The organism is Enterobacter sp. UPMP2061, assembly GCF_053709615.1.
Genome location: NZ_JBSKJP010000004.1, coordinates 100,017 through 112,423, shown reverse-complemented (window position 1 = coordinate 112,423; position 12,407 = coordinate 100,017). Strand labels below are relative to the sequence as shown.

The following is a 12,407-nucleotide window of genomic DNA, read 5'->3' as shown; positions in this document are numbered from 1 at the left end:
TTCCTGCTACAGTTTATTACGCTTCGTCGCCGAACCAGCAAATATTACGTGCGGCCATGATGAGTTCGCCGGCTTTCTCGTCGGTTAAACCTTCGATATCGGCCAGGTCATCAACGCCTTGCTCAGCGAGATCTTCCAGCGTACAAACACCACGGGCAGCCAGCTTGAACGCAATCGCACGATCAAGACCTTCCAGATTCAGCAGGTCATCAGCCGGCTTCTTATCGCCAAGGCTTTCTTCCTGAGCCAGCGCCAGGGTGGTCAGTGCGTTTTTAGCGCGTTCACGCAGGGCTTCAACGGTTGGTTCATCCAGACCGTCAATTTCCAGCAGCTCTTTCATTGGCACGTAGGCCAGTTCTTCCAGCGTAGAGAAACCTTCTTCAACCAGCACAGTGGCGAAGTCTTCGTCAATGTCCAGGTATTTGGTGAAGGTATCGATCGCCGCGTGGGCTTCAGCCTGATGCTTGGCCTGAAGGTCATCAACGGTCATCACGTTGAGTTCCCAGCCGCTCAGCTGTGACGCCAGACGTACGTTCTGACCGTTACGGCCAATCGCCTGCGCCAGGTTGCCCGCTTCTACAGCGATATCCATGGTGTGTTTGTCTTCGTCAACAACGATAGACGCCACATCAGCCGGTGCCATTGCGTTGATCACGAACTGCGCCGGGTTATCGTCCCACAGAACGATATCAATGCGCTCGCCGCCCAGTTCGGTAGAAACCGCCTGAACACGTGCGCCACGCATACCGACGCAAGCACCGACCGGGTCGATACGCTTGTCGTTGGTTTTCACCGCAATTTTCGCACGGGAACCCGGATCGCGGGCCGCCGCTTTGATCTCGATAACTTCTTCGCCGATTTCCGGCACTTCGATACGGAACAGTTCAACCAGCATTTCTGGTTTAGAACGCGTCACGAACAGCTGTGCACCACGCGCTTCAGGACGTACGGCATACAGCACACCACGAATACGGTCGCCTGGGCGGAAGTTTTCACGCGGCAGCATGTCTTCACGCAGGATCACGGCTTCAGCGTTACCCGGCAGCCCTTCGGATTTGATCTCCAGAGAGATGTTGTCGCGGTTCACTTTCTTCACCACGCCAGTGATAATTTCGCCTTCCTGATCGCGGAACTGATCGACAACCAGCGCGCGCTCGGCTTCGCGAACTTTCTGCACGATAACCTGCTTCGCGGTCTGGGTGGTGATACGGTCGAAGGTAACAGATTCAATCTGATCTTCAACGTAGTCACCCACGTTCAGACTTTCGTCTTCAAAACGTGCCGCTTCCAGGGTGATCTCTTTGGTCGGTTGGGTCACTTCTTCAACGATTACCCAACGACGGAATGTATCGAAGTCACCGCTTTTACGATCGATTTCTACGCGAACATCGATCTCTTGTTCGTATTTTTTCTTGGTTGCTGTAGCCAGTGCACTTTCCAGCGCTTCGAAAATCTTCTCACGCGGCAGTGATTTCTCGTTGGAGACGGCTTCAACAACAGCCAAAATTTCTTTGTTCATCGCGGGCTTTTCACCTCAATCCAGACTGTTAAAAGTGGGGAACCAGGTTCGCCTTCTGGATATTACTCAGCGCGAACACTTCATCTTTGCCTTCGACTGTCACCGTGATCATTTCACCATCAACGGCTTTGATAATTCCCTGCCATTTACGGCGGTTCTGTACGGCCATACGCAGAACGAGAGCCACTTCTTCACCGGTAAAGCGCACGTAGTGCTCGGCCGTGAACATCGGACGATCGAGGCCAGGTGAGGAAACTTCCAGGTTGTACGCAACGGTAATCGGATCTTCAACATCAAGAACCGCACTCACCTGGTGGCTGACATCAGCACAATCATCAACATTGATGCCATCTTCACTATCAATATAGATGCGCAGTGTGGATGTACGGCCGCGAACGAATTCGATGCCGACCAGTTCGTAGCCCAGTGCTTCGACCGGCGCAGTAATCATCTCTGTTAATTTTTGCTCTAATGTGGACAAGCCCACCCCCAAGACATAAAAAAAGGGCGTAAAGCCCAGTTATTCTGTAGTCAGATAACAAAAAACCCCGATAAATCGGGGCTTTAGATAACTGAACCCTATAGCCACAACTGTGGCCTGGAGCACTCTCCGAAAGCATTTTTTCAAATCCAGCTACGAAGGCTCTAAGTCTTCACAGTATATTTGAAAAAGAACTTTATAGGAAAGTGGTTGCGGGGGCCGGATTTGAACCGACGACCTTCGGGTTATGAGCCCGACGAGCTACCAGGCTGCTCCACCCCGCGCCTGAAACGTGGCAAATTCTACGCGTTTTGGACAGAATTTGCAAATAATGCTGGGATTTGGTACCGAAGACGGGACGTAAAATCGGCGTTCAGTATATTGATAGTTGACCCCACCTGTCAACCCAACTTCAGCCAGGGCAATAAAAGGGAAATTTTTACAAAAAACGCACACGTCTCTTTCGGTCGTCGATAAAAGATGATTAAATGAATACTCACTTATTTTGCATAAACATGCATCGAGAGCGAAAACGGTCTCTAATCAGTCAATCAAGCAGGGTTTTATTATATGACGACGATTCTCAAGCATCTCCCGGTAGGACAACGTATTGGCATCGCTTTTTCTGGCGGCCTGGATACCAGCGCTGCGCTGCTGTGGATGCGCCAGAAGGGAGCGGTTCCTTATGCATATACTGCGAACCTGGGTCAGCCGGACGAGGAAGATTATGACGCGATCCCTCGTCGTGCCATGGAATATGGCGCAGAGAACGCACGTCTGATCGACTGCCGTAAGCAGCTGGTTGCCGAAGGGATTGCCGCAATCCAGTGCGGTGCTTTCCATAATACGACCGGCGGCCTGACCTATTTCAATACCACCCCGCTGGGTCGTGCCGTCACCGGCACTATGCTGGTTGCCGCCATGAAAGAAGATGGCGTGAACATCTGGGGGGACGGTAGCACCTATAAAGGCAACGATATTGAACGTTTCTATCGTTATGGCCTGCTGACCAACGCCGAGTTGCAGATCTACAAACCGTGGCTGGATACCGACTTCATCGACGAGCTGGGTGGCCGTCATGAAATGTCTGAGTTTATGATTGCCTGCGGCTTTGACTACAAGATGTCCGTTGAGAAAGCCTACTCAACCGACTCCAACATGCTGGGTGCGACGCATGAAGCGAAAGACCTGGAATTCCTGAACTCCAGCGTAAAAATTGTTAACCCGATCATGGGTGTGAAGTTCTGGGATGAGAACGTGAAGATCCCGGCGGAAGAAGTGACCGTGCGTTTCGAACGTGGTCATCCGGTTGCCCTGAACGGTAAAACCTTCTCCGACGATGTTGAACTGATGCTGGAAGCAAACCGCATCGGCGGTCGTCACGGGCTGGGTATGAGCGATCAGATCGAAAACCGTATCATCGAAGCGAAAAGCCGCGGCATTTACGAAGCTCCGGGGATGGCGCTGCTGCACATCGCTTACGAGCGTCTGCTGACCGGTATTCACAACGAAGACACCATTGAGCAGTATCACTCTCATGGCCGTCAGCTGGGCAAACTGCTGTATCAGGGTCGCTGGTTTGATCCACAGGCGCTGATGCTGCGTGACGCCCTGCAACGTTGGGTGGCAAGCGCAATCACTGGCGAAGTGACCCTGGAACTGCGTCGCGGCAATGATTACTCCATCCTCAATACCGTGTCTGACAACCTGACCTATAAAGCAGAGCGTCTGACCATGGAGAAAGGTGAGTCAGTGTTCTCTCCGGACGATCGTATTGGCCAGCTGACCATGCGTAACCTGGACATCACCGATACCCGTGAGAAGCTGTTCAACTATGTTGAGAATGGCCTGCTCTCCGCCAGTTCCGGTAATGGCCTCCCTCAGGTTGAGAACCTGGAACACAGCGATAAGAAATAATCGACAGCAAGTCATGCAAAAGGCGCCCATTGGGCGCCTTTTTTATGCTCTTCGTAGGCCCGGTAAGCGCAGCGCCACCGGGCAAAACGGCGGGTGGCGCTGCGCTTACCCGCCCTACAAAAGATCGGATAGACAGAATGTACAGACGAAAAAAAAGACGTCTTGCGACGTCTTTCTTCTGGAATATTGGTACCGAGGATGGGACTCGAACCCACAAGCCCGTTAGGGCACTACCACCTCAAGGTAGCGTGTCTACCAATTCCACCACCTCGGTACGGAATACTTACTGCGGGATATCGCTGGTTGGCTTAGCCGGTGCAGCTGGCTGAGTTTGCTCAGTTTTTGCTGGCGCGCTCAGATTTTCCCACTCGCTTCCTTTACTGGTCTTGTTGCTGTTGATATTGCCCAGCACCAGACTGATGATGAAGAACAGCGTAGCCAGAATCGCCGTCGTACGGGTCATGAAGTTCGCAGAACCACTTGAACCGAACAGCGTACCGGAAGCGCCTGCTCCGAAGGAGGCTCCCATATCAGCGCCTTTACCTTGCTGTAGCATAATCAGCGCTACGAGAGCGATGGCTACAATAAGGAAAATAACTAAAAGAGCTTCGTACATAATCAACCTGTTCCTTGCGGATTTGCCGCATACCAATGCTTCGACCAATTAGCAGGATTTTGTTTCCCACTGAAGCGGGTGTGAATACTAACCAAAGCGAATCACCTTCGCAAGGGCATTTTCGAGGCATTGTATCAACTGCGGAAAAAAACAGCAAAAAGCCATTCATTGCTTAAAACAAAGGCGGCAAACGCCGCCTTTTTAAACACTTATTCTGAAAGATTATGCAGCTTTGACTGCATCCGCAATGCGGTGCGCAAATTCGGTTACCTGCGCTTCGTCTTCGCCTTCCACCATCACGCGGATCAGCGGCTCGGTACCCGACTTACGCAGCAGGACGCGCCCACGGCTGCCAAGAGTCGCTTCCACGTCTGCCATCACCGCTTTCACGTTATCATTTTCCAGCGGGTCGCCTTTACCCGCGGTGAAACGCACATTGACCAGAATCTGCGGGAACATTTTCATGCCGCTGCACAGATCGTGCAGGCTCATATGGTTACGCGCCATCGCGGCAACAACCTGAAGCGCCGCCACAATACCGTCACCGGTGGTGGTTTTATCGAGCAGGATCACGTGGCCGGAGTTTTCCGCGCCAATACGCCAGCCTTTCTCCTGGAGTTTTTCCAGCACGTAGCGGTCACCCACTTTCGCACGAACAAACGGGATGCCCAGCTGTTTCAACGCCAGTTCCAGGCCCATATTGCTCATCAGCGTACCCACCGCGCCACCGCGCAATTGCCCCTGACGCAGGCCTTCACGGGCAATGATGTAGAGGATCTGATCGCCATCGACCTTGTTACCTTCGTGGTCAACCATGATCACACGGTCACCATCGCCATCCAGGGCAATACCCAGATCGGCCTTTTCAGCCAGCACACGCGCCTGCAAGGCACGCACGTCTGTCGCGCCGACTTCTTCGTTGATGTTCAGACCATCCGGCTCGCAGCCGATAGTGATCACTTTGGCACCCAGCTCGCGGAACACATTCGGCGCAATGTGGTAAGTCGCACCGTTGGCACAGTCCACCACAATTTTGAGGTGTGCCAGGCTCAGCTCATTCGGGAAAGTGCCTTTGCAGAATTCAATGTAGCGGCCTGCGGCATCGACAATACGGTTTGCTTTACCCAGCTCAGCGGAGTCAACACAGGTGATCTCTTTTTCCATTTCCGCTTCAATCGCCTCTTCCACGTCATCCGGCAGTTTGGTGCCGTCGATGGAGAAGAATTTGATACCGTTGTCATAGAACGGATTATGGGAAGCTGAAATGACGATGCCCGCTTCCGCACGGAAGGTGCGGGTCAGATAGGCAACAGCAGGGGTCGGCATTGGCCCCGTAAAGGAAGCTGAAAGCCCCGCCGCCGCCAGCCCGGCTTCCAGCGCGGACTCCAGCATATAACCCGAAATACGGGTATCTTTCCCAATAATGATCTTACGGGAGCCATGACGCGCCAGCACTTTCCCCGCTGCCCAGCCCAGCTTCAGGACAAAGTCAGGGGTAATTGGCGCATCGCCTACGCGCCCACGGATGCCATCGGTACCAAAATATTTACGATTACTCATAGCGTTTGTTTTCCTTCGCTGCCAGTGTGGCTTCCACCACACGCATGGCTTCTACTGTTTCTTTTACGTCATGGACGCGAATGATGTGTGCACCTTGCATCGCGGCAATCACCGCGCAGGCCAGACTGCCGCTCAGACGTTCGCTCGGCCCGACATTTAACAACTGACCAATCATCGATTTTCTCGACATTCCCACCAGCAGTGGCAGGCCGAACTGATGAAACTCTGATAAGCGCGCAAGCAACGCGTAATTGTGTGAGAGATTTTTACCGAAACCGAAGCCCGGGTCGAGCAGCAATTTCTCTTTTGCGATACCCGCACGTTCACAGCGTTCGATATGCTCAATAAAGAAGCGGGTGACGTCGGCAAACACATCTTCATATTTTGGCGCCTCCTGCATTGTCTTAGGCTGACCCTGCATATGCATCAGACACACCGGTAGCCCGGTTTCTGCGGCGGCTTCAATCGCGCCCGGCTCGGTCAGCGAGCGGATATCATTGATAATGTGAGCGCCCACTCTCGCCACTTCATGGATCACTTCGGGTTTGGAGGTATCAACGGAGATCCACACTTCAAAGCGCCGGGCGATAGCCTCCACCACCGGCACCACGCGCGCCAGCTCTTCATCCACTGAAACCTCCGCCGCGCCAGGCCGCGTTGACTCCCCTCCAACGTCAATGATAGTGGCACCCGCGTTAATCATTAAATTCGCGTGTTTAACCGCGTCGATAAGCGAATTATGCGTGCCGCCGTCAGAGAAGGAATCAGGCGTGACATTCAGGATCCCCATCACATGGGGATGTGAAAGGTCGAGATGCGAGTCCTGGGCGAATAGTTTCATGGTGAAGTCCCTGGGATTAATGTGGTTAAACAGATAAGAAAAACCCCGGAGCAAGCTCCAGGGTTTGAGATACAGACAAACGCTTCAACAGCAGTGACTTACTTGTCGCCCAACTGCTCTGACATGGTGTTGCCCGGGTTTGGCGTACGCGGTTCATCGACCGGACGCGGCGCACGCGGGGTGCCATTGTTGTCAGAATTGTTAGACGCGCCTGGGTCTTCCCAGCCTGCCGGCGGACGCACTTCGCGGCGCGCCATCAGGTCGTCAATCTGCGGTGCATCGATGGTCTCATATTTCATGAGCGCATCTTTCATCGAATGCAGGATGTCCATATTGTCGTTCAGGATCTGACGGGCGCGAGCGTAGTTACGTTCAATCAGCGCTTTCACTTCCTGGTCGATGATACGTGCCGTTTCATCGGACATATGTTTCGCTTTTGCCACAGAGCGGCCCAGGAATACTTCGCCCTCTTCCTCTGCATACAGCAGCGGACCGAGTTTGTCGGAGAAGCCCCACTGAGTCACCATGTTACGCGCCAGGTTTGTCGCCACTTTAATATCGTTCGACGCACCGGTGGAAACATGTTCCGCACCGTAGATAATCTCTTCAGCCAGACGACCGCCGTACAGGGTTGAAATCTGGCTTTCCAGCTTCTGACGGCTGGCGCTGATCGCGTCGCCTTCAGGCAGGAAGAAGGTCACACCCAGCGCACGACCGCGCGGAATAATCGTCACCTTGTGTACGGGATCGTGTTCCGGCACCAGACGACCGATAATCGCGTGACCCGCTTCGTGATATGCCGTGGACTCTTTCTGCGCTTCCGTCATCACCATGGAGCGACGTTCCGCACCCATCATGATTTTGTCTTTCGCTTTCTCGAATTCCACCATGGACACCACGCGCTTGTTACCGCGAGCGGCAAACAGTGCTGCTTCGTTGACCAGGTTAGCCAGATCCGCACCGGAGAAGCCTGGAGTACCACGAGCAATGATTGCCGCGTCGATATCTGGCGCCAGCGGTACGCGTCGCATATGCACTTTCAGAATCTGTTCACGACCGCGAACATCCGGCAGACCGACCACAACCTGACGGTCAAAACGGCCTGGACGCAGCAGCGCAGGGTCGAGTACGTCCGGACGGTTAGTTGCCGCGATAACGATGATACCTTCGTTACCTTCGAAGCCGTCCATCTCAACCAGCATCTGGTTCAGGGTCTGCTCACGTTCATCGTGACCACCACCCAGGCCTGCGCCACGCTGGCGGCCTACGGCGTCGATTTCATCGATGAAGATGATGCACGGTGCTGCCTTCTTAGCCTGCTCGAACATGTCACGCACACGAGATGCACCGACACCCACGAACATTTCAACGAAGTCAGAACCTGAAATAGTAAAGAACGGCACCTTCGCTTCACCCGCGATGGCTTTTGCCAGCAGGGTTTTACCGGTACCCGGAGGGCCGACCATCAGGACGCCTTTCGGGATCTTACCGCCCAGTTTCTGGAAACGGCTCGGCTCGCGCAGGTATTCAACCAGTTCACCCACCTCTTCTTTTGCTTCGTCACAACCTGCTACGTCAGCAAACGTGGTCTTGATCTGGTCTTCCGTCAGCATACGCGCCTTGCTCTTACCGAACGACATGGCACCTTTGCCACCACCGCCCTGCATCTGGCGCATAAAGAAGATCCAGACGCCGATAAGAAGCAGCATCGGGAACCAGGAAATGAAGATAGAAGCCAGCAGGCTTGGTTCTTCCGGCGGCTCGCCTACCACTTTGACGTTTTTGGTCAGAAGGTTATCAAGCAGCTTAGGATCGTTCACCGGGATGTAAGTCGTGTAACGGTTACTATCTTTCTTGGTAACGTTGATCTCACGTCCGTTGATACGCGCTTCGCGAACCTGGTCCTGATTGACCTCTTGCAGGAAGGTAGAATAATCCACCTTGCGGCCATTCGACTCGCTGGGCCCAAAGCTCTGGAATACTGACATCAGCACAACGGCAATGACCAGCCAGAGTATTAGGTTTTTCGCCATGTCACTCAAGGGATTAACCTCATATTACAACTGTGTTAAAAACAGCGTCAGGATACTCTATATCCAGTTTCATTCAAACTTTCGCCTGAAATCTACCGGTTATCATTTTCGCCCGGTCGCTACAATATACACTTCACGGGAACGGGCCCGGGAAGAGTCCGGCTTACGAACTTTGACCTTCGCAAACAGGGAGCGAATTTCCTTAAGATACTCCTCGAAACCTTCGCCCTGAAACACCTTCACAACAAAACTACCACCAGGCGCTAGTACATCACGACACATTTCTAACGCTAGTTCCACCAGATACATGGCGCGGGGGATATCCACCGCCGGTGTTCCACACATATTTGGCGCCATATCCGACATGACAACCTGGACCTTACTGTCACCTACACGATCAAGTAGTGCTTTAAGCACTAATTCATCACGAAAGTCGCCCTGAAGGAAGTCGACACCGACGATGGGATCCATTGGTAAAAGATCGCATGCGATGATTCGGCCCGTTCCGCCGATCTGCGTAACCGCATACTGGGACCATCCGCCAGGTGCCGCACCGAGGTCGACCACCGTCATTCCCGGTTTAAAAAGTTTGTCACTTTGCTGTATTTCATCAAGTTTAAACCAGGCGCGGGAACGCAACCCCTTTTTCTGCGCCTGTTGAACATATTTATCGCTAAAGTGTTCCTGAAGCCAGCGGCTGGAGCTGGCAGAACGCTTTTTACCTGTCATTTAACATTTCCGTCCTGGTTCATCGTTGCTTGCCTGTGACGTAAATTTCTACGCAGCTATTTGGCGATATTAGGGAGATGGCGGTAGAATGAACCGTTTTCAATCCCAACGTAAGCAAAAATATACGATGAATCTGAGTACTAAACAAAAACAGCACCTTAAAGGTCTGGCACATCCGCTCAAGCCTGTAGTGATGCTTGGCAACAATGGTTTGACCGAAGGGGTGCTTGCCGAGATTGAACAAGCGCTGGAACACCACGAGCTGATCAAGGTGAAAATCGCCTCTGAAGACAGAGACACTAAAAACCTGATCGTGGAAGCCATCGTGCGCGAAACCGGCGCCTGTAATGTACAGGTCATCGGTAAAACGCTGGTGCTCTATCGCCCATCAAAAGAGCGCAAAATCTCGCTGCCACGTTAAGGATATCCTGAATCGAACACATTTTGTGTGTGAAACGAGGGATTTCTTTCAGCAGGCGAGCAAAATGCCATGCTCCTTGAGTTGATAAAAGGCCGCTATGCGGCCTTTTTCTTTTCTTTACAATGTATCAACATCTTAGTAGAGAAGCGAATTACAGGTATTCAACCTTAATAATTTCGTATTCCACTTCACCACCAGGGGTGCGGATGGTGACCACATCGTCCTGCTCTTTGCCAATCAGGCCACGAGCAATCGGCGAGTTCACCGAAATAAGGTTCTGTTTGAAGTCCGCTTCATCATCACCCACGATGCGATAGGTCTGCTCTTCGTCGTTGTCCAGATTCAGGACGCTGACGGTAGAGCCGAAGATCACACGGCCATTATTTGGCATTTTGGTGATATCGATAACCTGCGCGTTAGACAGTTTCGCCTCGATATCTTTAATGCGCCCCTCACAGAAACCCTGCTGCTCACGCGCCGCGTGGTATTCAGCATTCTCTTTCAGGTCGCCATGCTCACGCGCTTCCGCGATAGCGGCGATGATTTCAGGGCGACGCACGGATTTGAGAAAATCCAGCTCTTCGCGCAGTTTTTCGGCACCACGTAAGGTCATCGGAATAGCTTGCATTTGTTATACCTCTTAAACATTCCTGTTGGGAGCAGTGTTCCCTGCTCCAGCCCACCTGAACAGGCCAGAAGCAAAAAGAAAACCGACCCGGGAGCAACGCCCCAGGTCAGCAGCAATTTTTCAATTTGATACGCATTTTACCGCGAAGTTCACTATGGGTCATCGTTTACTTTACAGTGCCATGCACCGTAGTATGACGGTTTGTTTTCGGGTTGTTAGCGCGAGATTATGCGATTTTCCAGTTTTATCATCGGATTGACTACCAGTATAACGTTCACCGTTCAGGCCGCGAATGTTGATGAGTACATTAATCAACTGCCCGCCGGCGCGAACCTTGCCCTGATGGTGCAGAAGGTTGGCGCGCAGGCTCCCGAGATTGACTATCACAGTCAACAGATGGCGCTGCCTGCCAGTACCCAGAAGGTGATCACTGCCCTCGCCGCCCTGCTCCAGCTCGGGCCTGACTTCCGTTTTACTACCACCCTTGAAACCAGAGGTAACGTTGAGGGTGGCGAATTGAAAGGCGATCTTATCGCCCGTTTTGGTGGCGATCCCACCTTTAAGCGCCAGGATGTCCGCAATATGGTGGCGGTACTGAAAAAATCCGGCGTAACAAAAATTGATGGCAACGTGCTGATCGACACCTCCATTTTCGCCAGCCACGATAAAGCGCCTGGCTGGCCGTGGAACGACATGACGCAGTGCTTTAGCGCCCCGCCAGCCGCCGCCATCGTTGACCGTAACTGCTTCTCCGTATCGCTTTACAGCGCGCCAAAACCAAATGACTTAGCTTTTATCCGCGTGGCCTCATACTACCCGGTCACGATGTTCAGCCAGGTGCGGACGCTGGCGAAAGGCTCCCCGGAGGCGCAGTATTGCGAGCTGGACGTGGTACCGGGCGATCTCAATCGCTATACGCTCACCGGCTGCCTGACCCAGCGGTCCGATCCCCTCCCGCTGGCCTTCGCCATTCAGGATGGCGCGGGCTATGCCGGTGCCATTTTTAAAGATGAACTGAAGCAGGCGGGCATAACCTACACCGGAACGCTGCTGCGCCAGACGCAGGTGAATGAGCCAGGCACGGTGATCGCCAGCAAACAGTCCGCGCCACTGCATGATTTGCTTAAGATTATGCTGAAAAAGTCGGATAACATGATTGCCGACACGGTGTTCCGCATGATTGGGCACGCGCGATTTGGTGTGCCGGGCACCTGGCGGGCCGGTTCTGATGCCGTACGTCAGATCCTGCGCCAGCAGGCGGGTATCGATCTGGGCAATACGATCGCCGTTGATGGTTCCGGTTTATCGCGTCATAACCTGATCTCGCCGGCCACCATGATGCAGGTGTTGCAGTACATTGCTCAGCATGACGCTGAGCTAAACTTTATTACGATGCTGCCGCTTGCCGGACACGACGGCTCTCTTCAGTACCGCGCGGGCCTTCACGCTGCGGGCGTGGATGGCAAAGTGTCAGCCAAAACGGGTTCCCTGCAAGGCGTTTACAACCTTGCCGGTTTTATCACTACCGCCAGCGGACAACGCATGGCATTTGTGCAATATCTTTCCGGCTATGCCGTCGAACCGGCTGACCAGCGCAATCGCCGTATTCCACTGGTGCGTTTCGAAAGCAGGCTCTATAAGGACATCTACCAGAATAACTAG

Annotated in this window: 11 protein-coding genes and 2 tRNA genes; 3 read left to right on the top strand and 10 right to left on the bottom strand. The window is 53.1% G+C overall.

Annotation, left to right across the window (positions count from 1 at the left end; translation table 11 throughout):
- Positions 1-16 precede the first annotated feature (16 nt).
- The 3 genes from nusA to ACWKXX_RS11110 form a co-directional block, all read right to left on the bottom strand.
- Entirely contained in the window at positions 17-1,519 is a 1,503-nt protein-coding gene (nusA, locus tag ACWKXX_RS11120; RefSeq protein WP_003861798.1) for a transcription termination factor NusA, read from the bottom strand.
- Between the two features lie 28 nt (positions 1,520-1,547).
- On the bottom strand, positions 1,548-2,000 hold the full coding sequence (gene rimP, locus ACWKXX_RS11115; RefSeq protein WP_014833432.1) for a ribosome maturation factor RimP: 453 nt from the start codon (positions 1,998-2,000) through the stop codon (positions 1,548-1,550).
- A gap of 207 nt (positions 2,001-2,207) precedes the next feature.
- A tRNA-Met gene (locus tag ACWKXX_RS11110) sits at positions 2,208-2,284 on the bottom strand.
- Between the two features lie 286 nt (positions 2,285-2,570).
- Between ACWKXX_RS11110 and argG the strand changes: the two genes are divergently transcribed.
- The gene (gene argG, locus ACWKXX_RS11105) at positions 2,571-3,917 is read left to right on the top strand and encodes an argininosuccinate synthase (RefSeq protein WP_015571974.1); all 1,347 of its coding nucleotides are present in this window, start codon (positions 2,571-2,573) and stop codon (positions 3,915-3,917) included.
- Positions 3,918-4,104: 187 nt separating this feature from the next.
- Here argG and ACWKXX_RS11100 read toward each other — a convergent pair.
- From ACWKXX_RS11100 to rlmE, 6 genes are all read right to left on the bottom strand, one after another.
- Positions 4,105-4,191, bottom strand: a tRNA-Leu gene (locus ACWKXX_RS11100).
- A gap of 9 nt (positions 4,192-4,200) precedes the next feature.
- The gene (secG, locus tag ACWKXX_RS11095; RefSeq protein WP_003861803.1) at positions 4,201-4,533 is read right to left on the bottom strand and encodes a preprotein translocase subunit SecG; all 333 of its coding nucleotides are present in this window, start codon (positions 4,531-4,533) and stop codon (positions 4,201-4,203) included.
- 222 nt (positions 4,534-4,755) lie between these two features.
- Entirely contained in the window at positions 4,756-6,093 is a 1,338-nt protein-coding gene (gene glmM, locus ACWKXX_RS11090) for a phosphoglucosamine mutase (RefSeq protein ID WP_017693917.1), read from the bottom strand.
- Positions 6,086-6,934 (bottom strand): dihydropteroate synthase, encoded by an 849-nt coding sequence (gene folP / locus ACWKXX_RS11085; RefSeq protein WP_261665968.1) that lies wholly within the window; start codon positions 6,932-6,934, stop codon positions 6,086-6,088. The genes glmM and folP overlap by 8 nt, the downstream gene beginning before the upstream one ends.
- 98 nt (positions 6,935-7,032) lie before the next feature.
- The gene (gene ftsH, locus ACWKXX_RS11080; RefSeq protein WP_003861810.1) at positions 7,033-8,967 is read right to left on the bottom strand and encodes an ATP-dependent zinc metalloprotease FtsH; all 1,935 of its coding nucleotides are present in this window, start codon (positions 8,965-8,967) and stop codon (positions 7,033-7,035) included.
- A 102-nt stretch (positions 8,968-9,069) separates the two neighbouring features.
- Positions 9,070-9,696 (bottom strand): 23S rRNA (uridine(2552)-2'-O)-methyltransferase RlmE, encoded by a 627-nt coding sequence (rlmE, locus tag ACWKXX_RS11075; RefSeq protein ID WP_003861812.1) that lies wholly within the window; start codon positions 9,694-9,696, stop codon positions 9,070-9,072.
- Positions 9,697-9,823: 127 nt separating this feature from the next.
- Here rlmE and yhbY point away from each other — a divergent pair, with 127 nt between their 5' ends.
- On the top strand, positions 9,824-10,117 hold the full coding sequence (yhbY, locus tag ACWKXX_RS11070) for a ribosome assembly RNA-binding protein YhbY (RefSeq protein WP_003861814.1): 294 nt from the start codon (positions 9,824-9,826) through the stop codon (positions 10,115-10,117).
- Positions 10,118-10,268: 151 nt separating this feature from the next.
- Here yhbY and greA read toward each other — a convergent pair whose 3' ends face one another.
- Complete coding sequence (gene greA / locus ACWKXX_RS11065) at positions 10,269-10,745, bottom strand: transcription elongation factor GreA (protein ID WP_006812122.1); 477 nt, start codon at positions 10,743-10,745, stop codon at positions 10,269-10,271.
- A 228-nt stretch (positions 10,746-10,973) separates the two neighbouring features.
- Between greA and dacB the strand changes: the two genes are divergently transcribed.
- Positions 10,974-12,407: a serine-type D-Ala-D-Ala carboxypeptidase gene (gene dacB, locus ACWKXX_RS11060; RefSeq protein WP_015571976.1), complete on the top strand. Its 1,434-nt coding sequence runs from the start codon at positions 10,974-10,976 to the stop codon at positions 12,405-12,407.

Coding starts and splice junctions, on each gene's coding strand:
- nusA (WP_003861798.1), bottom strand. CDS start 1,519: ATGAACAAAGAAATTTTGGCTGTTGTTGAAGCCGTCTCCAACGAGAAA.
- argG (WP_015571974.1), top strand. CDS start 2,571: ATGACGACGATTCTCAAGCATCTCCCGGTAGGACAACGTATTGGCATC.
- secG (WP_003861803.1), bottom strand. CDS start 4,533: ATGTACGAAGCTCTTTTAGTTATTTTCCTTATTGTAGCCATCGCTCTC.
- glmM (WP_017693917.1), bottom strand. CDS start 6,093: ATGAGTAATCGTAAATATTTTGGTACCGATGGCATCCGTGGGCGCGTA.
- folP (WP_261665968.1), bottom strand. CDS start 6,934: ATGAAACTATTCGCCCAGGACTCGCATCTCGACCTTTCACATCCCCAT.
- ftsH (WP_003861810.1), bottom strand. CDS start 8,967: ATGGCGAAAAACCTAATACTCTGGCTGGTCATTGCCGTTGTGCTGATG.
- rlmE (WP_003861812.1), bottom strand. CDS start 9,696: ATGACAGGTAAAAAGCGTTCTGCCAGCTCCAGCCGCTGGCTTCAGGAA.
- yhbY (WP_003861814.1), top strand. CDS start 9,824: ATGAATCTGAGTACTAAACAAAAACAGCACCTTAAAGGTCTGGCACAT.
- greA (WP_006812122.1), bottom strand. CDS start 10,745: ATGCAAGCTATTCCGATGACCTTACGTGGTGCCGAAAAACTGCGCGAA.
- dacB (WP_015571976.1), top strand. CDS start 10,974: ATGCGATTTTCCAGTTTTATCATCGGATTGACTACCAGTATAACGTTC.